This window comes from Pseudomonas sp. S4_EA_1b, assembly GCF_016307435.1.
Taxonomy (GTDB): Bacteria; Pseudomonadota; Gammaproteobacteria; order Pseudomonadales; family Pseudomonadaceae; genus Aquipseudomonas; species Aquipseudomonas rhodesiae.
In genome coordinates this window covers 34,095-58,643 of sequence record NZ_JAEILC010000105.1, presented here as the reverse complement: position 1 = coordinate 58,643, position 24,549 = coordinate 34,095, and the positions used below count along the sequence as shown (strand labels likewise).

At 61.1% G+C, this 24,549-nt stretch carries 23 protein-coding genes; 11 read left to right on the top strand and 12 right to left on the bottom strand.

Annotation, left to right across the window (positions count from 1 at the left end; genetic code table 11):
* Positions 1–250: 250 nt before the first annotated feature.
* From YA0848_RS28265 to YA0848_RS28255, 3 genes are read right to left on the bottom strand one after another with little or no spacing between them, the layout of a single operon-like run.
* Positions 251–1,231: a hypothetical protein gene (locus YA0848_RS28265; protein ID WP_034100866.1), complete on the bottom strand. Its 981-nt coding sequence runs from the start codon at positions 1,229–1,231 to the stop codon at positions 251–253.
* Entirely contained in the window at positions 1,232–2,116 is an 885-nt protein-coding gene (ypfJ, locus tag YA0848_RS28260; protein WP_198712318.1) for a KPN_02809 family neutral zinc metallopeptidase, read from the bottom strand. It lies immediately after the preceding gene.
* 53 nt (positions 2,117–2,169) lie between these two features.
* A complete protein-coding gene (locus YA0848_RS28255; RefSeq protein WP_040265505.1) occupies positions 2,170–2,586 on the bottom strand; it encodes a lipoprotein in 417 nt (138 codons plus the stop codon).
* Positions 2,587–2,784: 198 nt separating this feature from the next.
* On the opposite strand from YA0848_RS28255, the gene YA0848_RS28250 reads away from it, so the two are divergent.
* On the top strand, positions 2,785–3,663 hold the full coding sequence (locus YA0848_RS28250; protein ID WP_169868437.1) for a DMT family transporter: 879 nt from the start codon (positions 2,785–2,787) through the stop codon (positions 3,661–3,663).
* 1 nt (position 3,664) lies between these two features.
* Here YA0848_RS28250 and YA0848_RS28245 read toward each other — a convergent pair whose 3' ends face one another.
* Positions 3,665–4,999: an MFS transporter gene (locus YA0848_RS28245; protein ID WP_040265504.1), complete on the bottom strand. Its 1,335-nt coding sequence runs from the start codon at positions 4,997–4,999 to the stop codon at positions 3,665–3,667.
* 223 nt (positions 5,000–5,222) lie between these two features.
* Between YA0848_RS28245 and quiC the strand changes: the two genes are divergently transcribed.
* Together quiC and YA0848_RS28235 are read left to right on the top strand one after the other, a co-directional pair.
* Positions 5,223–7,124, top strand: a complete 1,902-nt coding sequence (gene quiC, locus YA0848_RS28240; RefSeq protein ID WP_169903490.1) for a 3-dehydroshikimate dehydratase QuiC — start codon at positions 5,223–5,225, stop codon at positions 7,122–7,124.
* 78 nt (positions 7,125–7,202) lie between these two features.
* On the top strand, positions 7,203–7,868 hold the full coding sequence (locus YA0848_RS28235) for a TetR/AcrR family transcriptional regulator (RefSeq protein ID WP_034100949.1): 666 nt from the start codon (positions 7,203–7,205) through the stop codon (positions 7,866–7,868).
* Between the two features lie 133 nt (positions 7,869–8,001).
* Here the strand turns inward: YA0848_RS28235 and YA0848_RS28230 are convergent, their stop codons facing one another.
* The 4 genes from YA0848_RS28230 to YA0848_RS28215 all read right to left on the bottom strand — a co-directional run bounded on the left by YA0848_RS28230 (position 8,002) and on the right by YA0848_RS28215 (position 11,852).
* Positions 8,002–8,850: a shikimate dehydrogenase gene (locus YA0848_RS28230; protein WP_376784411.1), complete on the bottom strand. Its 849-nt coding sequence runs from the start codon at positions 8,848–8,850 to the stop codon at positions 8,002–8,004.
* Positions 8,850–9,296, bottom strand: coding sequence for a type II 3-dehydroquinate dehydratase (aroQ, locus tag YA0848_RS28225; protein ID WP_169903489.1), 447 nt, complete (start codon positions 9,294–9,296; stop codon positions 8,850–8,852). The genes YA0848_RS28230 and aroQ overlap by 1 nt, the downstream gene beginning before the upstream one ends.
* 184 nt (positions 9,297–9,480) lie before the next feature.
* On the bottom strand, positions 9,481–10,560 hold the full coding sequence (gene trmA, locus YA0848_RS28220; RefSeq protein WP_034100858.1) for a tRNA (uridine(54)-C5)-methyltransferase TrmA: 1,080 nt from the start codon (positions 10,558–10,560) through the stop codon (positions 9,481–9,483).
* Positions 10,557–11,852, bottom strand: coding sequence for an NCS2 family permease (locus YA0848_RS28215; protein WP_034100857.1), 1,296 nt, complete (start codon positions 11,850–11,852; stop codon positions 10,557–10,559). The genes trmA and YA0848_RS28215 overlap by 4 nt, the downstream gene beginning before the upstream one ends.
* A gap of 188 nt (positions 11,853–12,040) precedes the next feature.
* Here YA0848_RS28215 and YA0848_RS28210 point away from each other — a divergent pair, with 188 nt between their 5' ends.
* The 4 genes from YA0848_RS28210 to YA0848_RS28195 all read left to right on the top strand — a co-directional run bounded on the left by YA0848_RS28210 (position 12,041) and on the right by YA0848_RS28195 (position 16,274).
* Positions 12,041–12,487, top strand: coding sequence for a DUF4879 domain-containing protein (locus tag YA0848_RS28210; RefSeq protein WP_034100948.1), 447 nt, complete (start codon positions 12,041–12,043; stop codon positions 12,485–12,487).
* A gap of 96 nt (positions 12,488–12,583) precedes the next feature.
* A complete protein-coding gene (locus tag YA0848_RS28205; RefSeq protein WP_034115179.1) occupies positions 12,584–13,108 on the top strand; it encodes a (2Fe-2S)-binding protein in 525 nt (174 codons plus the stop codon).
* Entirely contained in the window at positions 13,105–14,094 is a 990-nt protein-coding gene (locus YA0848_RS28200; protein WP_169903488.1) for an FAD binding domain-containing protein, read from the top strand. Before YA0848_RS28205 ends, YA0848_RS28200 begins: the two co-directional genes overlap by 4 nt.
* Positions 14,091–16,274: a xanthine dehydrogenase family protein molybdopterin-binding subunit gene (locus tag YA0848_RS28195; RefSeq protein ID WP_040265499.1), complete on the top strand. Its 2,184-nt coding sequence runs from the start codon at positions 14,091–14,093 to the stop codon at positions 16,272–16,274. Before YA0848_RS28200 ends, YA0848_RS28195 begins: the two co-directional genes overlap by 4 nt.
* A gap of 109 nt (positions 16,275–16,383) precedes the next feature.
* Here the strand turns inward: YA0848_RS28195 and YA0848_RS28190 are convergent, their stop codons facing one another.
* Positions 16,384–17,628 (bottom strand): MFS transporter, encoded by a 1,245-nt coding sequence (locus YA0848_RS28190; RefSeq protein ID WP_034100853.1) that lies wholly within the window; start codon positions 17,626–17,628, stop codon positions 16,384–16,386.
* A 319-nt stretch (positions 17,629–17,947) separates the two neighbouring features.
* Here YA0848_RS28190 and YA0848_RS28185 point away from each other — a divergent pair, with 319 nt between their 5' ends.
* Genes YA0848_RS28185 through YA0848_RS28175 form a run of 3 tightly spaced genes read left to right on the top strand, consistent with a single transcriptional unit; the run spans position 17,948 to position 20,576 of the window.
* On the top strand, positions 17,948–19,387 hold the full coding sequence (locus YA0848_RS28185) for a cytochrome ubiquinol oxidase subunit I (protein ID WP_034115175.1): 1,440 nt from the start codon (positions 17,948–17,950) through the stop codon (positions 19,385–19,387).
* A gap of 1 nt (position 19,388) precedes the next feature.
* A complete protein-coding gene (cydB, locus tag YA0848_RS28180) occupies positions 19,389–20,396 on the top strand; it encodes a cytochrome d ubiquinol oxidase subunit II (RefSeq protein ID WP_034100851.1) in 1,008 nt (335 codons plus the stop codon).
* 12 nt (positions 20,397–20,408) lie between these two features.
* Entirely contained in the window at positions 20,409–20,576 is a 168-nt protein-coding gene (locus tag YA0848_RS28175; protein ID WP_080758794.1) for a DUF2474 domain-containing protein, read from the top strand.
* A 72-nt stretch (positions 20,577–20,648) separates the two neighbouring features.
* Here YA0848_RS28175 and YA0848_RS28170 read toward each other — a convergent pair whose 3' ends face one another.
* Both YA0848_RS28170 and YA0848_RS28165 read right to left on the bottom strand, forming a co-directional pair.
* Entirely contained in the window at positions 20,649–21,773 is a 1,125-nt protein-coding gene (locus YA0848_RS28170) for a methyltransferase (RefSeq protein WP_047882028.1), read from the bottom strand.
* Positions 21,774–21,897: 124 nt separating this feature from the next.
* The gene (locus YA0848_RS28165; RefSeq protein ID WP_034100847.1) at positions 21,898–22,608 is read right to left on the bottom strand and encodes a helix-turn-helix transcriptional regulator; all 711 of its coding nucleotides are present in this window, start codon (positions 22,606–22,608) and stop codon (positions 21,898–21,900) included.
* A gap of 458 nt (positions 22,609–23,066) precedes the next feature.
* On the opposite strand from YA0848_RS28165, the gene YA0848_RS28160 reads away from it, so the two are divergent.
* On the top strand, positions 23,067–23,843 hold the full coding sequence (locus tag YA0848_RS28160; RefSeq protein ID WP_034100845.1) for a ferredoxin--NADP reductase: 777 nt from the start codon (positions 23,067–23,069) through the stop codon (positions 23,841–23,843).
* 46 nt (positions 23,844–23,889) lie between these two features.
* Here the strand turns inward: YA0848_RS28160 and mscL are convergent, their stop codons facing one another.
* The gene (mscL, locus tag YA0848_RS28155) at positions 23,890–24,306 is read right to left on the bottom strand and encodes a large-conductance mechanosensitive channel protein MscL (RefSeq protein WP_034100843.1); all 417 of its coding nucleotides are present in this window, start codon (positions 24,304–24,306) and stop codon (positions 23,890–23,892) included.
* Positions 24,307–24,549 lie beyond the last annotated feature (243 nt).

Genomic DNA, 24,549 nt, shown 5'->3' with positions numbered 1-24,549 from the left:
CTGGAATGGGGCTGCTTCGCAACCCAGCGCGGGGCAAGCCCGCTCACCACAACAAGCCCGGTCACCAAAGCAAGGCCAGGTCACCACAATAAGCTCAGGTCACCACATTAAGCCCAGCTCACCACAACAAGCCCAGCTCACTACAAACAGCCGAGTTCACCACAGAGTTATTTCAGCCTTTGAGGGTTGTGTGGGTACCTACGGCTATCGGGTGCTAGTTCCTTCCCACAGGTTGGGCCGGTTTGTTCAGTTAAAGCTGGGGAAACAGTACTTTCTGGCCTTCGGGTGATCTGAGCATACCATCGCCGTTATGCCCCACCCCTGGCACTTCCACCAGTTCTTGGCGCAGCTGCGGATGGCGTTGCTGGAGGTAGTCAAAATAGTTGTGCCCGCGAATCAGCCGATAGGCGCCCTGGGCCTCGGCCTCGCAGCCTTTATCCAGCGCGGGGTGGTTGGGGTTGGTGTCTTGTTGGCCGAGCAGATACGTGATGGTGCGTGACACATAGGTTTGCTCAAGTTGCGCGGCGTTTTGGCCGTTGGCGTAGGTCGGCAGTTTTTGCAGGCCGTATTTCCAGTCGTCGAAACCGGGGCAGGTCGCCGCGTCGAACGGCACGGGCCGTTGCGGGCTGAAGTAGGCGTAGGACGATGGATTGGCCACCACATAACGCAGGCGGATGCCTTCGTGATGCAAGGCCGGATGGTCATGACCGAGAAGGGCAAAGCGCTGCACCACTTGGCCGCCGCCGGAATGACCGGCGACCACGATTTCCTTGAGTGCCGGAAACAACCGGCGATCCCCCAGATGCTCGATCAGTTGGTCCAGCGCGCCGTAGGAACTGACGCGATCTGCGCCCGTGGACGGTTCGCCGGCCATCCACTCATTGCCTTTCCAGCGCAGCACCCTGTTGTCCAAGTGATTGCGCTGCGCATCGGCCTCGTTGAGAAACTGCGGGGCGATTACCAGCGTCGTATCGGCCTGGCCCGCCTGTTCGGCGGCGGCTTCGGCACTGTGCAGGTAGGTCTGCGCATTGCGCAGGCGACCGTGCACGACGATCAGCACGCGGGTGACATGGGGCAGCGGCTGGCCCCAGTCCTGGCTTACACCCAGGCTTAAGGCGCCGGCCTCCAGCTGGAAACGCTCAGGGCTGACTACCTTGACCCCATGCTCGACGGCCCCGGCGGTAGAGCAGGCCAGGTACATACCCAGCAGCAATCCCGAGCGTTTATGCATTTACAGGCTCTTGGCGTTCAAGGTGTCGCACTGGCTGATCTGGCCTTGGGCGAAGCCGGCCTTGAACCAGCGCACCCGCTGCGCGGAGGTGCCATGGGTGAACGAATCCGGCACCACGCGACCCTGGCCTTGCTGCTGCAAACGGTCATCGCCGATGGCGTTGGCTGCGTTCAGGGCTTCTTCGATGTCCCCCGGTTCCAGCCAGTTCAGGCGTTTTTGTGCGCGGTTGGCCCACACGCCGGCAAAGCAGTCGGCTTGCAGTTCCTGACGCACCAACAGCCCTCCGTCGCCCTGCATTTGCAGGCCTTGCTGGCGCGCGGCCTGGATCTTCGCCGAGATGCCGAGCAAGGTCTGCACGTGGTGCCCGACTTCATGGGCGATCACGTAAGCCTGAGCGAAGTCGCCAGCGGCCTGGAAGCGTTGGGACATTTCTCGGAAGAAGTCCAGGTCCAGGTACACCTGCTGGTCAGCCGGGCAATAAAACGGACCGCTCGCCGAAGTGGCGCCACCGCAGGCGGAATTGACCCGGCCACGGAACAGAATCAGCTTGGGGTTCTGGTAGGTTTTGCCGTTCTCCTTGAACACCTGGCCCCAGGTGTCCTCGGTGTCGCCCAGCACTGCGCGGACGAAATCGGCCTGCTCATCGTTGGCCGGTGGCGCCTGGCGCGTCTGGGTGCTGACCGACGGCGCCTGCTCCATCTGACCGGTCAACTGGCCGAGGATCTGCATCGGGTCCTGGCCGGTCAACCAGCCGATACCGACAATCAGCACAATGGCCGTGAGGCTCAGGCCCTTACCGCCACCGAAGCGCATCCCGCCGCCACCGCCACTGTCATTGCGGGCATCCACCACGTTGTCGCTGCGTCGGCCTTTTTTCCATAGCATGGGGCAATCCTCTTGATGAACGGTCCTACAAAATATTGAGATGAGTATGGCCGTTAATCGCGGCAATACCCTTCGCCGGTCACCACAACCAGGCAGTCTTTCTTGTCCGCCAGCCATTTGAGGCCGGTCGCCGCGCCATCACCGGCGCGCAGCAGTTGCGGGCCGTCCGGACGGTTGAAGGCGATCCCGTCTTCGGCCGCTTCACCCTTGAAGGTGCCGCTGTCATCGGCGTCGAGGCCGTATTGCATGGTGAGGATGTAATGACCGCGGCCGATGCTGTCGTCCTTGGCGATGGTCAGGTGCAGGCCTTCGACGCCGACCCATTTGCCCACCCATTGATCGGTCGGTGGGGTTGGCGGAACCAGGGTCGCTTGCACCGACGCGGGCGCGGGTTTCGGCGCTTGCTTGGCCTCCTGGTTACAGGCGGCGAGCAAGGCGAGGGCGGAGAGAACAAAGAGAGTTTTTTTCATAGCGGCAGAGCCTTGATTAAAAAATGTGCAACGGGAAGGCGACGTGCAGGCTTGGACTCGATTCCCATGATTTAGTGCGCTGTTCGCCCGGTGTTTGGTTATGCTCTCGGGGCAGGCTGCGGCCCGCCTGCTAGATTACCGGGTTGAGCGCGGCCTCGTTCAGTGCTCAGCGTTAAGCCCGCCACGCAAGAGAATTCCATGACTGTCAGTACCCCGCTGTCCGGCGTCAACCATCCTTTCAAAGGCATCCTGCTGATTGTGGTGGCGACCTTTCTGTTTTCCAGCCATGACGCGCTGTCCAAATACCTCGCCGGGTTCTACCCGATTGTGATGGTGGTGTGGGCACGCTATGTGGTGCACACGGTGCTGATGGCCGGGATCTTCCTGCCGCAATCGGGGTTGCGCGTGCTGCGCAGCAAACGGCCGGGGATGCAGGTGGTACGCGCGTTGTGTCTGTTGGGTACCAGCCTGTTCTTTACCACTGCGCTGCATTACATCCCGCTGGCCGAAGCCACTGCGGTGAACTTCCTCGCACCGATTCTGGTGACGGCGCTCTCCGTGCCGCTGCTGGGTGAGCATGTGACACGCGGCCAATGGCTGGCGGTGATCTGCGGGTTTATCGGCGTGTTGGTGATCATCCACCCCGGTGGCGAACTGTTCACGCCGGCGGTGCTGCTGCCGTTGGGTTCGGCGATGTTCTTCTGCTTTTACCAGTTGCTAACGCGCATCCTCAGCCAATACGACACCCCCACCACCAGCAACTTTTTCGCCGGGCTGTGCAATACCTTGGTGATGAGTGCGCTGGTGCCGTTCTTCTGGCAGGTGCCGACCCTGTGGCACGGCGTGATGATGCTGGCCTTGGGCACCTGTGGCATGACTGCGCACTTGATGCTGACCCAGGCGTTCCGCTTTGCGGCGCCGGCCTTGCTGGCGCCGTTCGGCTATTGCCAGATCGTCTTCGCGGGTTTACTGGGCTGGCTGGTGTTTGCCCATACCCCCGATATGACCACGGTGGTCGGCATCGGGGTGATCTGCATGAGCGGGTTGGCCGCTGCCTGGCAGCAGCGGCGGCGGTGAGTCAAACGTCGACTTTGGGAATCTTGCGCGGCGCCATGAAGTACATCCAGGTCAGCGCGATGAAGTACATCGCCGGGATCAGGGTGAACAACACGGTGTAGTTGTTGTTAGTCACGGTCAGGATATGGCCGACGATCTGGGTCATGAACATGCCGCCGATGGCCGCGCACATGCCGCCAAAGCCGAACACCGTGCTCATCATGTGCTTGGGCGTGTAGTCCATCACCAGGCTCCAGATATTCGCGGTCCAGGCCTGGTGCGCACCGATGGCCAGGGAGATGGCAAACACCGCCACCCACAGCTGGCTGGAGCCGGCCGCCATGATCACGCCGACGATGCAGCAGGCAAACAGCAGCATCGACAGCAACCGTGCCTTGATCGAGTTCATCCCCCGGCCGATCAAGAACGAGGAGAGAATCCCCCCGCCCACACTGCCGAAGTCGGCTGTCAGATAAATGATGATCAGCGGGATGCCCATCTGCGTCACGTTGATGCCCAGGTTGTATTGCTGGTTCAAAAACGGTGGCAGCCAGTACAGGTAGAACCAGAACACCGGCGCGGTCAGCGAATAGGCCAGGGCAAAGGCCCAGGTGCCACGCATGCGCAGGATACGGCTGAAGGGCACGCGCGGTTGTTCCGGTTCGGCTTCTTGTTGCACGTAGTCCAATTCGGATTGTTTAACCGTCGGATGATCTTCTGGGTTGTAGTACTTCAGGCCCCAGCACACCAGCCAGATGCCGCCCAGTGCCGACATGCACAGGAACGCCGCCTGCCAGCCCCATACGTGCAAGATCAGCGGCAGCAACATCGGCGTCATCATCGCGCCGACGTTGGTGCCGGCGTTGAAGATGCCGGTCGCCACGGCCCGCTCGCCAGCGGGGAACCACAGACGGGTGGTCTTGACGCAGGCAGGATAGTTGGCGGCTTCGGTCAGGCCGAGGATAAAGCGGCAGACCATAAAGCCTACGGCGGAGGTGGCCAGGCCGTGGGCGCCGGTGGCCAGGCTCCACAGCAATACTGCGAAGAAGAACACGCGCTTGACGCCAACTCGGTCGATCAAGCGACCCTGCAGCACAAACCCGATGGCGTAGCCGACTTGGAACCAGAAGTTGATGTTGGCGTAGTCCATCGCCGTCCAGCTCATTTCCTTGGCTAGGATCGGCTGCATCACGCCCAGGGCGGCGCGGTCGATGTAGTTCAGCGTGGTGGCGAAGAACACCAGGGCCAGCATGCCCCAGCGGGTTTTACCCACGGCCAGGGCGCCGCGGATCTTGCTGCCGATGCCGGCATGCGGCATGCCTGGGCGCTCGGCCAGGACGGAGTTTTGCAGAGGCATGAGGTCGTACCCGTTTTTTGAAATTTTTATGGTGTGATCTGGGTCTTTTGTGAACGTTTGTTGCCTGATCGATGGTGCGCAGCGGTTAAAAAATCGTCAATTCGCCAGAAGGGCATAGTGTTCGATAATCGCCCGAAAAACTAACCGGTTCGTACATTTTAATTGCTGCCGTTAGGCTGGGGGCGAATAATTTGCCATAAACAACCATTGCCGGGAGTTTTCCATGCAACGTTCCATCGCCACCGTTTCCTTGAGCGGCACCCTGCCGGAAAAGCTCGAAGCCATTGCCGCCGCCGGGTTCGATGGGGTGGAAATCTTCGAGAATGACCTGTTGTATTACGACGGCAGCCCGCGGGAAGTGCGGCAGATGTGCGCCGACCTGGGCATCGCTATCACCTTGTTCCAGCCGTTTCGCGACTTTGAAGGCTGCCGCCGCGACCGCCTGGCGCGCAATCTGGAGCGGGCCGAGCGCAAGTTCGATCTGATGCAGGAGCTGGGCACCGACCTGGTGCTGGTGTGCAGCAATGCCTCGGCCGATTGCGTGGGCGACGAATCCATTCTGCGGGATGACTTGAGCCTGCTGGCCGAACACGCCGGCAGACGAGGCTTGCGCATCGGCTATGAAGCCCTGGCCTGGGGCAAGCATGTGAGCACCTGGCAGCAGGTATGGAACCTGGTGCGTCAGGTGGATCATCCGAGCCTGGGCGTGTTGCTCGACAGTTTCCACACGTTGTCACTCAAGGGCGACCCGAGCGCCATCGCGCAGATCCCTGGCGACAAGATCTTCTTCGTGCAAATGGCCGATGCGCCGATCCTGGCCATGGATGTGTTGGAGTGGAGCCGCCATTTCCGTTGCTTCCCGGGGCAGGGCGAGTTCGACCTGGCCGGGTTTCTGGCGCCGATTATCAAAAGTGGGTACACCGGGCCGCTGTCCCTGGAAATCTTCAACGATGGTTTCCGTGCCGCGCCGACCCGTGCCAATGCCGCCGACGGGCTGCGCTCGTTGTTGTACCTGGAGGAGAAAACCCGTCAGCGCCTGGCCGAGGAACAGCCGGCCGCACCGCTGGATATCCTGTTCGAAACGCCGCCCGCCAGTGAGTACGACGGCATCGAGTTCCTCGAATTTGCCGTGGATGAAAGCCTCGGCGCCAAGCTCTCCCACTGGTTGGAGCGTCTGGGCTTCGTCAAGGCTGGGCAGCATCGTTCCAAGGCCGTCAGCCTGCTGCGCCAGGGCGATATCAACCTGATCCTCAATTGCGAGCCGTATTCCTTCGCCCACAATTTTTTCGAAGCCCATGGGCCGTCGCTGTGCGCCACGGCGCTGCGGGTAAAGGACAGCGCCAAGGCACTGGAACGCGCGGTGGCTTATAAAGGCCAGCCTTATCGCGGCCTGGTCGGGCCGAACGAGCTGGAGCTGGCGGCGGTGCGTGCGCCGGACGGCAGTCTGATTTACCTGGTGGACCCCAGCGAAGGCGGGCTCTACGACACCGACTTCAACCTGCAACCGACCACGGCTTGCGGCGGCGGCCTGCTGCGCATCGACCATATGGCCATGGCGCTGCCTGCCGACAGCCTCGACAGTTGGGTGCTGTTCTACAAGAGCCTGCTGGATTTTGAAGCCGACGATGAAGTGGTGCTACCCGACCCCTACGGCCTGGTGAAAAGCCGCGCATTGCGTAGCCGCTGCAGTTCGATTCGCTTGCCGCTGAATATCTCCGAAAACCGCAACACTGCCATCTCCCACGCGCTATCGAGCTATCGGGGCTCGGGGGTGCATCACATTGCCTTCGACTGTGCGGATATTTTCGCCGAGGTGCGCAGAGCCAAAGAGGCCGGCGTGCCATTGCTGGATATCCCGCTCAATTATTACGACGACCTGGCGGCGCGCTTTGATTTCGATGACGAGTTCCTCAGCGAGCTGGCGTACTACAACGTGTTGTACGACCGCGACGCTCAGGGCGGTGAGTTGTTTCACGTCTACACCGAGCCCTTCGAAGGACGGTTTTTCTTCGAGATCATCCAGCGCAAAAACGGCTACGCCGGTTACGGCGCGGCCAATGTGGCGGTACGCCTGGCGGCGATGGCCAAGTCGCGCAGTGGCGCGGTGCGCCAGGCGCGGCTGTGAACCCTGGCCGGGTGCTTCCTTCGGGGAGCGCCCCGGCCCATAATCGCGGCCTGCCTAACAACAATGGCCGTGAGCACCATGACGTCGAGTCCCGAACTCCCCGCAGTGTCAGACGCACCGCGCAAGAGTCGTAAGAACAATCCAGAAAAGACCCGCGAAAACATACTGCAAGAAGCCATTGTCGAGTTTGTTCAGCAGGGCTTGGCCGGCGCGCGCGTAGACGCCATCGCCGAACGCATCCACACCTCCAAGCGCATGATCTATTACTACTTCGGCAGCAAGGAGCAGCTGTACGTCGAGGTACTGGAAAAGCTCTACGGCGATATCCGCAATACCGAAACCCGCATGAACCTCACGGCGCTGGAGCCCCGTGAAGCGATCCGTCGGCTGGTGGAATTCACCTTTGATCACCACGATCAGAACGTGGATTTTGTGCGCATCGTCAGCATCGAAAATATCCACAACGCTGAATATGTGAAGCGTTCGGACTCGATCAAGGCCATGAACAGCAACATCCTCGAAGCCCTGGGCGCCACCTTGCGCCGAGGCGCCGAAATGGGCCTGTTCCGCGAAGGCCTGGAGCCGTTGGATGTGCACCTGCTGATCAACTCGTTCAGTTTTTACCGGGTGTCCAACCGCCATACGTTCAGTGAGATCTTTCAGATCGAACTGTCGGATGAGGCGGTTAAACAGCGCCACCGCGATATGCTCTGCGACTCAGTGATGCGCTACCTGCAAGCCTGAGGCCTCAGGTTGGAATGCATACCAAGTGAGAGGGGGCTTGCCCCCGATAGCGATGCGTCAGTGACAGTTGGGCTGACTGAACCACTGCTATCGGGGGCAAGCCCCCTCCCACATGGTGATCTGGTTTCGTCAGTCAGGTATTCATGCTTTTGAAGTGCGTCAGCATGCGTTGCGCATCCGGCACTTTACCGCTGAACAATTCAAATGCTTTCACCGCCTGGAACACTGCCATATTGCCGCCGTCCAGCGTGCGGCAACCCAGGGCGCGAGCATCCCGTAGCAGTTGGGTTTCCAGCGGGAAGTAGACGATTTCCGCTACCCACAGCTGAGCGCGCAACAGCGCCGCCGGCACTGGTGTACCGGGGAGTTTGGCCATGCCCATCGGCGTGGTATTGACCAGGCCATCGGCTTCGGCCATGGCGTTCTCCAGGCCGCCGCCGACTTGAGCGCGGCCGCTGCCGAAACGCTGGGCGAGGTTATCCACAAGGTCGCGGGCGCGGATGGCGTCCACATCGAAAACACTCAACTGCTCCACCCCTTCAGCCAGCAGTGCATGCGCCACTGCCGCGCCTGCACCGCCGGCGCCCATCTGCACCACACGCTGGCGCGGCACGTCATTGAGGTTGCGCCGGAAACCTTCGGCAAACCCCAGGCAATCGGTGTTGTGGCCAATGCGTTTGCCGTCCTTGAACACCACGGTATTCACCGCGCCGATGCCTCGGGCTTCGTCGGACAATTCATCCAGCAGCGGCAGAATCGCCTGCTTGCACGGGTAGGTAATGTTCAGCCCGGTAAAGTGCATCAGCTCGGCGGCGCGTAGGAGGTCGGGCAGGGCCTTGATATCCAGGCCCAAGGGATCAAGGTCGATCAATTGGTACAGGTAGCGTAGGCCCTGGGCATCGCCTTCCTGTTCGTGCAAAGCGGGTGTGCGGGAGGCCTGGATGCCGGCGCCAATCAGCCCGGCAAGAATGCGCGGTTTCATCAGGCACGTCCTTTGAACAGATGGCTGAAATGTTCCAGGGCCAGGTGGTAGCCGTGGCTTCCAAAACCGGCCAATACCGCTTTGGCGATGGGCGACACAAATGAATGATGCCGAAACGCCTCACGGGTATGCACATTGGATAAATGCACTTCGATCACCGGCACTTCGCTGGCTACCAGCGCATCGCGGATTGCCACCGACGTGTGGGTCCAGGCGGCAGGGTTGATCACGATACCGGCGCAGCGCGCGCGGGCGCCGTGGATCCAGTCGAGCAGCTCGCCTTCGTGGTTGGTTTGGCGGAATTCGATTTTAAGCCCCAGTTGCTCGGCGCTGCGGCCGCAGAGGGCCGCCACGTCGGCTAGGGTTTCATGCCCGTAGGTGGCGGGTTCGCGGGTGCCGAGCAGGTTGAGATTGGGGCCATTGAGCACCAGCACGATGGGCGGCATGAGGGGGTATCTCCACAGTTCTTGTTGGTTGTGGAGATAAAATGTACCGGATGGTTAATTTGGTCAATTGCCAGCGCGGCATGTGTTCGATTATCGAACCGTTAATCAAGGAAGGGCAGCTATAGCACGCTGCGCGGCCGCTTAGCCAATGGCTCGGGCGGCCGCGCATGGAGCAATGGAACGTTTAGCGTCGGGTCAGCAACACACCCGATTCCATATGGTGCGTCCACGGAAACTGATCAAACATCGCACACCGGGTAATGCGGTGGGTGTCATGCAGTTGGGCGATGTTGGCCGCCAGAGTCTCCGGGTTGCAAGAGATGTACAGGATGTTGTCGAAACGCCGGGTCAATTCGCAGGTGTCCGGGTCCATGCCGGCACGCGGCGGGTCCACAAACACGCTGCCGAACTCGTAGCTTTTCAGATCGATACCGTGCAGACGGCGGAACGGGCGCACTTCGTTGAGGGCTTCGGTGAGTTCTTCGGCGGACAGGCGCACCAGGGTGACGTTATCCACCGCGTTTTCATCGAGATTGCTCAGTGCCGCGTTTACCGAAGTCTTGCTGATCTCGGTGGCCAGCACTTTGCGCACGCGGGTGGCCAGGGGCAGGGTGAAATTGCCGTTGCCGCAATACAGCTCCAGCAGATCGTCCGGGCGATCGCCCAAAGCCTCGTAGGCCCAGTTGAGCATCTTCTGGTTCACCGTGCCGTTGGGCTGGGTGAACGCGCCTTCGGGTTGGCGATAGCTGAAGGTGCGACCGCCGACTTCGAGTTTCTCCACCACGTAATCGTGGCCGATCACATCGCGTTTGCCCTTGGAGCGGCCGATGATGCTCACGTTCAGGTCAGCGGCGAGCTGGTTGGCCGCCGCGTGCCAGTGCTCGTCCAGCGGGCGGTGATAGCACAGGGTGATCATTGCATCGCCGGCCAGGGTGGTGAGGAACTCTACCTGGAACAGCTTGTGGCTCAGGGCGGCGCTGGCTTGCCAGGCGGCCTTGAGTTGGGGCATCAGTTGGTTGATGCGAGCGCTGGCGATAGGGAAGTCTTCGATCAGGATCGGCGTGCGCTTGTCGTCCTGGGAAAACATCGCGTAGTGGCGCTCACCGCCCTCGCGCCACAGGCGGAATTCCGCGCGCAGGCGGAAGTGCTGCAGCGGCGAGTCGAACACCTGCGGCTCGGGCGCATCGAACGGAGCGAGCAGGTCACGCAGGCGCGTGACCTTGTCTTGCAGTTGAGCGGTGTAGCGTGCGGCGTCAAAAGTCATGCGTTGAACCAGCCCAGCTTGATCACGAACAGAATCGACAGAATCACCAGCGCCGGGTTCAGCTCACGGTAGCGGCCCGAAAGCAGCTTGATGGCGGTCCAAGCGATGAAACCGAAGGCGATGCCGTTGGCGATGGAGTAAGTAAAGGGCATCGCCAGGGCGGTGATCACCACCGGCGCTGCCACAGTGATGTCGTCCCAGTCGATTTCAGCCAGGCCGGAGGTCATCAGTACGGCGACGAACAGCAGCGCCGGCGCGGTGGCGAAAGCCGGAACGCTGGCGGCCAACGGCGAGAAGAACAGTGCGAGCAGGAATAGGATCGCCACTACGATGGCAGTCAAACCGGTACGGCCACCGGCGCTCACGCCTGCGGCGGATTCGATGTAGCTGGTGGTGGTCGAGGTGCCCAGCAGCGAACCGGCCATGGCTGCGGTGCTGTCGGCGATCAGTGCACGGCCCATTTTTGGCATGTGGCCGTCCTTGCCCATCAGGCCGGCGCGCTTGGCTACGCCGATCAGGGTGCCGGAGTTGTCGAACAGGTCGACGAACAGGAAGGCGAAGATCACGCTGACCAGGCCGATATCCAGCGCGCCTTTGATGTCCAACTGCAGGAAGGTCGGCGCCAGGGACGGTGGCATCGAGGTCACGCCGCCGAATGGGGTGAAGCCCATCACAATCGACACGATGGTCACCGCCAGGATGCCGATCAGCACCGCACCGCGCACGGCCAGGGCTTCCAGCGCGACGATCAGCGCAAAGCCCAGGGTGGCGAGGATCGGCGCCGGTTGTTTCAAGTCGCCCAGGCCAACCATGGTGGCCGGGTTGCTGACTACGATACCGGCGTTGTGCAGGGCGATCAGCGCCAGGAACAGGCCGATGCCGGCAGCAATCGCCGAACGCAACGGCAAAGGGATGCTGTTGATGATCCACTCACGGATGCGAAAGATCGACAGCAGAAAGAACAGCACCGCCGAAATGAACACCGCCCCCAGTGCCACTTGCCAGGTATGGCCCATGTGCAGCACCACGGTGTAGGTAAAGAAGGCATTGAGGCCCATGCCCGGTGCCAGCGCGATCGGGTAGTTGGCGATCAGGCCCATCACGGTCGAACCGATGGCGGCCGCCAGGCAGGTCGCGACGAACACTGCGCCTTTGTCCATGCCGGTTTCGCCGAGGATGCTCGGGTTCACGAACAGGATGTAGGCCATGGCCAGGAATGTCGTGATGCCCGCGAGAATCTCGGTGCGCACGTTGGTGTTGTGTGCTTTGAGTTGAAACAGCTTTTCCAGCATGCCGGCTCCCTGTGACGCTATTTTGCGTCGTGATTTGTTGACCTCTAAGTCAAAGCACAAACTGCGCCAAGCGCCTGTGGTTTCAGAGAGGATCGGAAAAAGCGGCGCATCATACCAGCAGCCGAGGCTGTGTGGCGCATGGGCTTGAGGCATACTGCGCCGACGTTCAATTCACGGTCATCGACAGCATGAAAAAAGCCAACGCGTGGAGTCTAGCTCCGATCACCGCTATCAGCCTGTGGCTCGGCGCGGCACCGGTGTGGGGCGCGACTGCACCGGCCTTGAGCGAGGTGCGCGTGTTTCAGGTCGAGTCGGCGCGCTGCAAGGAAAGCATCCCCGAACGCATCACCTCCACGCAGATGTGCACGCACCGTGGGCCCACCCAGGTGTCGGTGATGGAAGTGGGGCTGGGCAACAACCCGGTGGGGCTGTTCAATGGCGCCGTACTGAACGGCCAGCGCACGCCGGTGTGCCAGGTTGGCAGCATCAGCCAGGCGTGCAACGGCGCGGGGACGCTGATGGGCTACATCTATGTATTCGAAATGGATGTGCAGGCCCCAGGCTGGTTCGAATACAGCAACTCCTCGATCAACCCCCCGCGAAACACCTTGAAGACCCAGCTCAATATCCGCTGATCAATCATCTTGAACGCTCAAAACCCCGGGAAGTCGTACCCCTGAGACGGCGATTTTCCTGAACGCCGCGGATGCAGACCAACCCGTGAGGTGTTTATGAGCGCAACCCCCCAAGGCGCGGCGGCCCAGCCGTTTGCCCGCCACTCGATACGCCTGACCCTCAATGGGCAGGCCCGCCAACTGGACGTGTTGCCCTGGACCACGCTGCTGGACCTGCTGCGCGAACAACTGGATCTTGTCGGCAGCAAGAAAGGCTGCGACCACGGCCAATGCGGTGCATGCACCGTATTGCGCGACGGCAAGCGCGTGAACGCGTGCCTGACCCTGGCGGTGATGTGCGACGGTGCCGAGTTGACCACCGTCGAAGGGCTGGCCAGTGGCGACCAGTTACACCCCATGCAACAAGCCTTCATCAAGCACGATGCCTTCCAGTGCGGTTATTGCACCCCTGGCCAGATCTGCTCCGCCGTCGGCCTGGCCAACGAAGGCCGTGCCCACGACAGCGCGCAAATCCAGGAACTGATGAGCGGTAACCTGTGCCGCTGCGGCGCCTACAGCAATATTCGCGATGCGATTGAAGAGGCCCTGCCGGCCTGCCGTACGGCGGGAGGCGAGCAATGAACCCGTTCCAGTACAGCAAACCGTCCGACGTGCACGAGGCCGTGCACTTGAGCAGTGCCGCGTCGCGTTTTATTGCCGGCGGTACCAACCTGCTGGACCTGATGAAAGAAAACATCAGCCGCCCCGAGCACCTGATCGACATCACCGGCCTGCCGCTGCATGGCGTCGAGCCCACCGCCGACGGCGGCGTGCGCATTGGCGCGCTGGTCAGCAACGCTGATCTGGCCTGGCACCCCTTGATCGAACAGCGTTATCCGTTGCTGTCCCAAGCCATCCTCGCCGGTGCCTCGCCGCAACTGCGCAATATGGCCAGCACCGGCGGCAACCTGTTGCAGCGCACCCGTTGCTATTACTTCTACGACGCCAGCGTGCCTTGCAATAAACGCGAACCCGGCAGCGGTTGCCCGGCGCGCACCGGGTTGAATCGCATCCATGCGATCCTCGGCGCCAGCGCGCAGTGCGTGGCGACTCATCCGTCCGACATGTGCGTGGCCCTGGCGGCGCTGGAGGCGCGGGTGCATGTGCAAGGGCGCGGCGGTGCGCGGGTCATCGAGTTCGCCGATTTCCACCGTTTGCCCGGCGATGCGCCGCAACGGGACAACCAGTTGGCCGACGATGAACTGATCACTGCCATTGAATTGCCTGCCGACCACCTAGCGCGGCACAGCCATTATCTGAAGATCCGTGACCGTGCGTCCTACGCCTTCGCGTTGGTGTCGGTGGCTGCCGCTCTGGAGTTGGACGGCGATGTGATCGTCGACGCGCGCCTGGCCCTGGGCGGCGTGGCCCATAAACCCTGGCGCGACCGCGCGGTGGAAGCGGGATTGATCGGGCAGGCCGTCAGCCGCGAAACCTTTAGCCTCGCCGCCGATGCGATGTTGCAGGACGCCGAGCCGCTGGAACACAACGCTTTCAAGGTCAAGCTGGCACGGCGCGCAATTATCCGCGCCTTGAGCGATGCCGCTGTCGCAGGAGAACGCCCATGAGTGCCGTCGGAAAACCCCTGGACCGTGTCGACGGTCTGCTTAAAGTCACCGGCCAGGCGCGCTATGCCGGCGAATTTGCGCAGCAGGGCCTGCTGCATGGCAGCGTGGTGTCCAGCACGATCGCCAAGGGCCGCGTGGTTCGTATTGATGCGTCCAAGGCTCTGGCTCTGCCGGGTGTGGTCATGGTGCTCGATCACAGCAACCGGCCGCGGCTGGCCAGCTATGACGACGCGTTCGCCGATGCCGATGCCGCCGATGGTTCGCCGTTTCGCCCGCTGTACAACGACCGCGTGCTGTACAGCGGCCAGCCCCTGGCCTTGGTGATTGCCGACAACCTGGAGCTGGCGCGACATGCCGGTTCCCTGGTGCGCATCGAGTACGAGCGCGATGAATTCGAGACCGATCTCGTCGCCCAGCAGGCCGAGGCCCATCCCTCGCCACAGACACCGCCCGCGCCGCGCGGGAATTTCCAGGCCGAGTGGACTGCTGCCGCCGTCAGCCTGGACGTGCACTACAGCACCCCCATCGAACATCACAACCCCATGGAACCCCACGCCAGCACCGTGCTGTACCAGGCGGACGGCACGCTGCATATCCATGACAAAACCCAGGGCCCGCAGAACTGTCAGGCCTATGTGCAGAAAGTGTTCGGCCTGGATAAAAGCCAGGTGCGGGTGTTCGCCGCGTTTGTCGGCGGCGCTTTTGGTTCCGGCCTGCGCCCGCAGTACCAATTACCCCTGGCGGTGATGGCGTCGCTGGCGCTCAAACGCTCGGTTCGCGTGACCCTGACCCGTCAACAGATGTTCACCTTCGGCTACCGCCCACGCACCCTGCAGCGCTTGCAAATGGGCGCCGCCGCCAACGGCCGCCTGCTGGCGCTGGGGCACACGGCGATTGGCCAGACCTCGCGTTTCGAGGACTTCAGTGAACACGTGGTGGAGTGGAGCGGCATGCTCTATCACTGCGACAACGTGCAGTTGACCTATAAGTTGGTGCCGCTGGATGTGTTCACGCCGTTGGACATGCGCGCGCCCGGTGCCGCCCTCGGGGTGATCGGCCTGGAATGCGCCATGGACGAACTGGCCTGCGCCCTGGCGATCGACCCGGTGCAACTGCGCCTGATCAACTACGCCGAGCGTAACCAGAACGAAGACAAACCCTGGTCGAGCAAAGCCCTGCGCGAGTGTTACACCGAAGGCGCCGAGCGCTTCGGCTGGAGCCAGCGCAACCCGGAACCGCGCAGCATGCGCGACGGTCGCCAATTAGTGGGCTGGGGCATGGCCGGCGGGGTGTGGGAGGCCATGCAAATGAAGGCCAGCGCCAAGGCGCGAATCGATGCCGAGGGCAAGCTCGTGGTGAGCAGCGCCACCACCGATATCGGCACCGGCACCTACACGGTGATGACCCAGATCGCCGCCCAGGCCAGCGGGGTAGCCGTGGACGACGTGCGTTTCGTGCTCGGCGACTCGTCGCTGCCCACCGCGCCGTTGCAGGGCGGCTCGTTCACTGTTTCCTCGGTGGGCACCGCTGTGCAACAAGCCTGCGAAGCCTTGGCCGCCAAACTGTTGAGCGTGGCGCGGCAGACCTATCCGGTGTTCAAGGACGCTGAGACGGTGCGCTTTGAGGATGGGCAACTGCACGCGCGTGACGTGAGCGTGTCGTTGGCGCAGCTGGTCAAGGACAGCGGTGAGGACGCCCTGGAGGTGCAGGTCGACAGCGAGCCGGACAAAAAACGCGAAGGCTATGCTACCGCCACCCATTCGGCGGTATTCGTTGAAGTGCGCGTGGATGAAGACCTCGGCACTATCAAGGTCAGCCGCGTGGTCAGCGCAATTGCGGCCGGGCGCGTGGTCAACCCGAAGATGGCCCGCAGCCAGATCCTCGGCGGCGTGGTGTGGGGTATCGGCATGGCCCTGCACGAAGAGACCCAGATCGACCATCAACTGGGCCGCTACATGAACCACAGCCTGGCCGAGTACCACATCCCGGTGAATGCCGATATCGGCGACATTGATGTGGTATTCGTCGAAGAACACGACGAGATCGTCAATGCGCTGGGGTCCAAAGGCGTCGGGGAAATCGGCATCGTCGGCGTCGCGGCGGCAGTGGCCAATGCGGTGTACCACGCCACCGGCAAGCGGGTGCGGGACTTCCCGATCACCCTGGATAAGGTGCTTTGAAATGTGGGGGCTTGCCCCCGATGGCGGTGTTTCAGTCAATAGATGCCTCGACAGTTACACCGCTATCGAGGGCAAGTGCTCTCCCACATTGAGCTTGTTGCCATAAAGGTCAGGCGGTGGGTGGGGAAACCGGTTCTGGCACATGCATGCGATCCCGCTTGGCCAGGGTGGGGAATAGTTTGATCCACACCCCGGTCACCACGAGGGTGCCGATCCCGCCCATGACCACGGCGGGCACGGTGCCGAACCAGTGGGCGGTGATGCCGGATTCGAATTCGCCCAGCTGATTCGATGCGCCGATAAACAGGCCGTTGACGGCGCTGACGCGCCCACGCATTTCGTCCGGCGTCTCCAACTGCACGAACGAGGCGCGGATCACCATGCTGATCATGTCCGCCGCGCCCAACACCACCAGCACCGCCAGGGAAAACCAGAATGACGTCGATAGGCCGAAAGCGATGGTCGCCACACCGAATACCCCGACGGCGGTGAACATCACGCGGCCGACATGTCGGTCCACCGAGAAACGCGCCAGCCACAACGACATCAGCAATGCCCCCACCGCCGGCGCCGAGCGCAACAGGCCCAGGCCCCAGGCGCCGGTCAGCAGGATGTCTTTGGCGAACACCGGCAGCAACGCGGTGGCGCCGCCCAGCAGCACGGCGAACAGGTCCAGGGAGATGGCGCCGAGGATGTCCGGGCGGCTGCGGATAAAACGGATGCCGGCCAGCAGTGAATCCAGAGTGGCCTTGCCTTTGTTCAGCGGGGTCTGGCGGGCAGGCAGGTTGAGGGTCAGCGCGCAGGCGATCAGGTACAGCACCACGGTGGGGCCATACACCCACACGCTGCCAAACGCATAGAGCAGACCGCCCAGCGCCGGGGCGACGATGGTGGCCAGTTGCTGAGCCGACTGCGACGACGCCACGGCGCGCGGGAACAGCGTGCTGGGCACGATGCTCGGCAGCAGCGCTTGCGTGGTGGGCAATTCAAAGGAGCGCGCGGCACCGAGCAGGAAGGCGAGGATAAAGATCATCTCGCGGGTCACGGTGCCGGTCAGGCCACCAATGGCCAGGGACAGCGCGATCAACGCCTGTACGGTCTGGCAGATGGCCGCGACTTTACGTCGCTCATAGCGGTCGGCCACATGGCCGGTGTGCAGCATAAACAGCACGCGCGGCACGAACTCCACCAAGCCGACCAAGCCCAGGTCCAGCACGTTGCCGGTCAGTTGATAGAGGTTCCAGCCGATGGCCACGGTGAGCATCTGGAAGCCGCTGGCGGTAAAGATCCGCGCCAGCCAGAACGCGATAAAAGGGCGGTGGTGACGCAACAGCAACGCGGGTTCAGTAGGCATCGGGCATTCAGATCACGGCCGGAGGGAACCGCGAGATTAGCATCAAGCTGTAACAAATAGTTGCGAGAACCGGGGTGAGGCAGCCTGTCACGCGTCAATCGACCACACAACTGGACGCAGAAAATGGGACTACTCTTTGAGCTGTAATTGATCCAGATCAAATTTCTTCCAGGATTTGCTCTGGCGGGCCGTAAGGCCAGACTCCCTACGTGGTTGGTTAAAAAAAGAAACGAATTGAAATTCGCCACACTCCATATCCGTGGGGGCAGTGGGTGCAGGCTCCCGCCAGCAGCCGGTATTACCTGACAGAGGAAGACTTATGTTCGGTTTGGAGGCGCTAGATCTCGCCCGAATTCAGTTCGCGTTCACCATCTCATTCCACATCCTGTTCCCGGCGATCACCATCGGCCTGGCCAGTTACCTTGCAGTGCTGGAAGGGTTGTGGCTCAAGACCCATAACGACACCTACCGTGACCTCTACCATTTCTGGTCGAAGATCTTTGCCGTCAACTTCGGCATGGGGGTGGTCTCGGGCTTGGTTATGGCTTACCAGTTCGGCACCAACTGGAGCCGCTTCTCGGACTTCGCCGGCGCCGTTACCGGGCCGCTGCTGACGTACGAAGTGCTTACGGCCTTCTTCCTGGAAGCCGGTTTCCTCGGCGTGATGCTGTTCGGCTGGAACAAGGTGGGGCGCAAGCTGCATTTCTTCTCCACGGTCATGGTGGCGGTGGGTACGCTGATCTCCACGTTCTGGATCCTGGCTTCCAACAGCTGGATGCAGACGCCTCAGGGCTTTGAAATCATCGACGGCCGTGTGATTCCCACCGACTGGCTGGCGGTAATTTTCAACCCATCGTTCCCGTATCGCCTGATGCACATGGCCACGGCGGCCTTCGTGGCGACGGCGTTCTTCGTCGGCTCCTCGGCGGCCTGGCACTTGCTGCGCGGCAAGGACAACCCGGCGATCCGCAAAATGCTCTCCATGGCCATGTGGATGGCATTGATCGTGGCGCCTATCCAAGCGGTAATCGGTGACTTCCATGGTCTCAACACGCTGGAGCACCAGCCGGCGAAAATCGCCGCGATCGAAGGCCACTGGGAAAACAAAGGCAATGAGCCTACGCCGCTGATCCTGTTCGGCTGGCCCGATATGCAGGCGGAAAAAACCAAGTACGCCGTAGAGATTCCATACCTGGGCAGCCTGATCCTGACTCACTCGCTGGATAAACAGGTGCCGGCGCTCAAGGAGTTCCCACCTGAGGACCGGCCGAATTCGACCATTGTGTTCTGGTCGTTCCGAGTCATGGTCGGGCTGGGTTTCCTGATGATTTTTACCGGTCTGTTCAGCCTGTGGCTGCGCCGGGGCGACAAGATGTACACCTCCAGACCGTTCCTGTATTTGGCGCTGTGGATGGGCCCCTCGGGGTTGATCGCGATCCTCGCCGGCTGGTTCACCACCGAAATCGGGCGTCAGCCGTGGGTGGTCTACGGGCTGATGCGCACGGCGGATGCGTCGTCTGGGCATAGCCTGGCGCAGATGACCATCACCCTGGTGTTGTTCGTGGTGGTGTACTTCGCGCTGTTCGGTGCGGGCTTGGGCTACATGATGCGCCTGGTGCGCAAAGGCCCCGTGACCCACGAAGGTACCGAACCGACCCACGGCGGCCCCGGCCAGAAACGCACACCGGCGCGTCCGTTGTCGGCAGCCGACGATGGCACCGACGACCACCACGACCACATCCAGCATAAGGGGAATTGAGATGGGTATTGATCTTCCGCTGATCTGGGCCGTGATCATCATCTTCGGCATCATGATGTACGTGGTGATGGACGGCTTCGACCTGGGTATCGGCATCCTCTTTCCGTTTATTCCGGGCAAGGTCGACCGCGACGTGATGATGAACACCGTCGCGCCGGTCTGGGACGGCAACGAAACCTGGCTGGTGCTGGGCGGCGCGGCGTTGTTCGGCGCGTTTCCGCTGGCGTATTCGGTGGTGCTGTCGGCGCTGTACCTGCCGCTGATCCTGATGCTGGTGGGGCTGATCTTCCGCGGCGTGGCCTTTGAGTTCCGCTTCAAGGCCAAAGACGCCAAGCGCCACCTGTGGGACAAGGCCTTCATCGGCGGTTCGCTGGCGGCGACGTTCTTTCAGGGCGTGGCGCTGGGGGCATTTATCGACGGCATTCCGGTGGTCAATCGCCAGTTCGCCGGCGGTTCGCTGGACTGGCTCACGCCGTTCACCGTGTTCTGCGGCGTGGCGCTGATCGTCGCTTATGCGTTGCTCGGCTGCACTTGGCTGATCATGAAGACCGAAGGCAAGTTGCAGGAACAGATGCACAACCTGGCGCGGCCGCTGGCGTTCGTGGTGCTGGCGGTGATCGGCATCGTCAGCCTGTGGACCCCGCTATCGCACCCGGAAATCGCCTCGCGCTGGTTCACCCTGCCAAATCTGTTCTGGTTCCTGCCGGTGCCGCTGCTGGTGCTGGTGACCATGTACGGGCTGATCCGCGCGGTGGCTCGCAATGCGCACTACACGCCGTTCTTGCTGACGTTGGTGCTGATTTTCCTCGGCTATAGCGGTTTGGGGATCAGCCTGTGGCCGAACATCGTGCCGCCGTCCGTATCGATCTGGGATGCCGCCGCGCCGCCGCAGAGCCAAGGCTTCATGCTGGTGGGCACCTTGTTCATCATCCCGTTCATCCTGGGCTACACCTTCTGGAGCTACTACGTGTTCCGCGGCAAGGTCACCCACGAAGACGGTTATCACTAGGAGGGGCGTGACATGTCCGGCAAACCTTCGTTGCACGAGATCGAACAGGCGGAAAAGCAGCCGCTGTGGCGGCGCCTGGGGTGGTTGGCAATGATCTGGACCGGCAGTGTGCTGGTGCTGTTTGTTGTCGCTAGCCTGATGCGCATGTTTATGAATGCGGCCGGCCTGACCACTCACTGACATCCCATCCCGTTGCCTTGCGGCACGGTTTTTTGACCCTGCTCCTACATCTTGTAGGGGCGGGGTCTTTTTTTATTTGCGCGCTTTGAGAATCACGAACTTGGGCGTGGCCGCCACTTGCTCGACGCCGCGGAACAACCGCGCCAGTTTGCTGTGATAACCCAAGTGACGGTTGCCGACGATATACAGCGCACCGCCCACCACCAAGGCCTCGCGGGCCTGCTGGAACATGCGCCAGGCGAGGAAGTCGCCCACCACCTGCTGCTGGTGGAACGGTGGATTGCACAGCACCACGTCCAGGGACTGCGGCTCTTGGCCGGCCAGGCCATCGGCGGCGCGCACGCTCACGTCACGTTCACCCAGCGCGGCCTGCCAGTTCTCACGGGCCGATTGCACGGCCATGTAGGACTCGTCCACCAGGGTGTAGTGGGCGTCGGGGTTGTGCAGTGCGCTGGCAATCGCCAATACGCCGTTGCCGCAGCCGAGGTCGGCAACGCGGGCGTTACCCAGGCCGGTGGGCAAGTGCGGCAGGAAGGCGCGGGTGCCGATGTCCAGGCCTTCACGGCAGAACACGTTGGCGTGGTTCAGCAGCTCGATGGCGGGTGTATCCAGGCGGTAGCGGGTCGGGTAGGGCGAGGCGGCGGCGGGGCGCTCGGCAACGGTGGCGATCAACAGGCGAGCTTTCTTCGCCGCCAGTGAGGCGTGCATCGGCCCGATGTAACGCTCCAGCAGGTCACCGGCTGCGCGTGGCAGGTGTTTGACCATCGCCCCGGCAATCACTTCGGCGCCCGGGGCCAGTTGGCCTTGTAAGCGGATCAACTGTTCCTCAAGCAGCGCCAGGGTTTTCGGCACGCGGATCAGCACGCGGTCGAACGGCCCGGTTGGGGTTTCGCTGGCGGGAATGAACGGCACTGCATCGAACGCCTTGGCGTTGCGCACCAGGTTTTTTTCCAGGCCCTGGGCCGCCAGAAACGAGTCGCCGCTGGAAATCACCTGCACCTGGCCTTGCAGACTGGCCGCCAAAGCGCCAAAGCTGTCATTGAGCACCAACACGCGGGTGTCGACGCTCGGCCGCTGGGCGGCCAAGTGGTTGAGCAGGTATTCGTCGGCGGCGTCGAAGGCTTGCAGCGGGTCGTTGTGCTGCTCGGGTTGGCGGATCAGATCGAGCTGAGCGAAGGGGCTGTCGAGCAGGGGCATGGGGGGAGAAAACTCTGGGTAATCGAACCATTGGGGTGAACGACGACGCGCCGGCGCGCGCCGCGTCATCACCCGGAACTGGTCGTAAATGTTACGGTTTTTTCATGCGGATTACATGCGATGTTTAAAGAAACCCAGCCTTTGCGGCCACCATCACGGCCGCGATTTTATTGTTGACCCCCAGTTTTCGCATCGAGCTGCAATTGTGAAAGCCGACTGTACGTTCGGACAAACACAGGATCTGTGCAATCTCGGCAGCGGTCTTGCCCAGTGCAGACCAGCGCAATACTTCGATCTCGCGGGGCGTCAGCTTGCTGCATGGTTTCGCGGCTGGCCCATCGGCGTACTTATTCGCCACCACGGTATGCATTGCATGACACAGCCAGAGCGCATTGCCGGCTTTTTCATACAGCTCCTCCGGTGTGATCTCACCTCTGCCACGACTTAGAGTTAGCATGCTGAAGACGCCCTGAGGCCCATGCAGTGGTTGAGTCCAGCCCAGATGAACGCCATAGGAGGTGGCCAGTTCCCACAAGTGAGGTGCGCTGTTAAATGCACTTTCTTTCCAGACAAAGGGCAGGACAGAGCGTTGGCAATGAGACATGACAGGATCAGTGCTGGAGAAATGCGCTTCTCGGTATAACGTGTTCCATTCGTTTGGATAGCTGTTCTTCTCGAAGATGACATTTTGACTGTTTTGATGTTGTGCACTCATCTTGAATGAGCAGAATTGGAAGCCGAGTGAATATGTTTCATTGATAACCATCTCGAAGACACTGGTGATCTCGTCCTCTTCTTCCAGTTTGGGGACCCGTGTATTGCGCCAGTTGACCATCGATAACTCTCCATGGGTGTATATGTGACTTGGGTACGTCCTGAATCCCAACGCTGCACGGAAAAGAGTGTAGGACATGGGCTACTTAGTTGTGTGAAAAAATCAGTATGTTAGGTAGCTATTTAAGGGGTTGGACTTATACAAGAATCGGAATTCTGTGTAATTAATTTCGCCTTGCTTATGGCCTTCCCATTGGATTCAAGGGGGCTGCGCATAATATCAATTTGATATCTTTTGATTGGATGATAGGGAATGGTTTTAGTTTGGTAGTGGATTAATAGCCAAATAATTAGTGCGCGTTCATACAGGCTTGCGGCGCCAATAACCTTAATTAGTTAGTGGTCTTTACAGCGTTAGAACATCACTTGCTCGCATATTGGGTCAGGAGATTTCAATCATCGGTGTTAGCCGGCGCCGCTTTGAGGGACACTAGCGCCTTCTGCAGAACGGAGTTCCCCATGACGGCCAGTGCTGAAAAATACACCTGTCAGACCTTGCTCGATGTGCAATCGCTGACCCCCAGCCTGTTCACCCTGCGTACCACCCGTGACCCCGGCTTTCGTTTTACCGCCGGCCAGTTTGTGCGCCTGGGCGTCACCAAAGCCGATGGCAGCACGGTCTGGCGTGCGTATTCGGTGGTGTCGGCGCCCTTCGATGAATATTTGGATTTTTTCTCGATTGTCGTCCCCGGCGGGGAGTTCACCAGTGAACTGAGCCGCCTGCGCGTCGGCGATACGTTGATGGTGGAGCGCCAGGCCACGGGTTACTTGACGTTGAACCGCTTCGTCGATGGTCGTGACCTATGGCTGCTGGGCACGGGCACCGGGGTGGCGCCGTTTCTGTCGATCCTGCAGGACTTCGAAGCCTGGGAGAAATTCGAGCGCATCATCCTGGTGTACAGCGCCCGCGAAGCCAAGGAACTGGCCTATCAGGCGTTGATTAAGGAGCTGGGCGAGCGCGAGTACCTGGCCGAGTACGCGCATAAGCTTACCTACTTGCCCATCGTCACCCGCGAGCAGCACCCTGGCGCGCTGAATGGGCGTATCACCACGCTGATCGAAAACGGCGAACTGGAGCGCGCGGCCGGCGTAGAGTTGAGCCCCGAACACTCACGCGTGCTGATTTGCGGTAACCCGCAAATGGTCGATGACACCCGTCAGTTGCTGAAAAAACGCGACATGAATCTGTCGCTATCCCGGCGCCCTGGCCAGGTGGCGGTGGAAAACTACTGGTAAACAAAAGGCGCCTGCTGGAGGCGCCTTTTTTCCAAACCGCTGCGGTTTAAAGCGGTTTGTCGTGCTGTGCCTTGAGCAGATCGCGGATCTCGCCCAACAACACTTCTTCCTTGGTCGGCGTCGGCGGCAGGGTCGGCGCCTTGGCCTCTTCGCGCTTGAGACGGTTGATCACCTTCACGCCCATGAAGATCGCAAACGCCACAATCAGGAAGTCGACCACGCTCTGGATGAACTTGCCGTAGGCCAGCACCACAGCCGGTGCGTCGCCTTGGGCTGCCTTGAGGGTGATCGCCAGATCACCGAAGTCCACCCCGCCGATCAACAGACCGAGAGGCGGCATCACCACGTCGCCTACAAACGAGGAAACAATTTTGCCGAAGGCGGCGCCGATGATGATACCGACGGCCATGTCGACCACATTACCTTTGACCGCGAAGGCCTTGAACTCACTGATCACGCCCATAGGTTATTCCTTGTTACAGATGAGAAGGGTGGGGCTCAGTGTAAGTCAGTCGTTGCGGGCTTGCGCGAAACAACTCTTAACACTGTTGGTTTTTATCGACACATTAAAACGCAAATAGTTTGCAAAGTGCCATCAATCGCGCGCGAAATACCCGGCATTTCAGTGGCTTACCACATTATTTTATTAATCGGGCTGGTACGGCTTTTCTATTTATCTTCTGACTCTTGGGTCACTAGCCTCTGG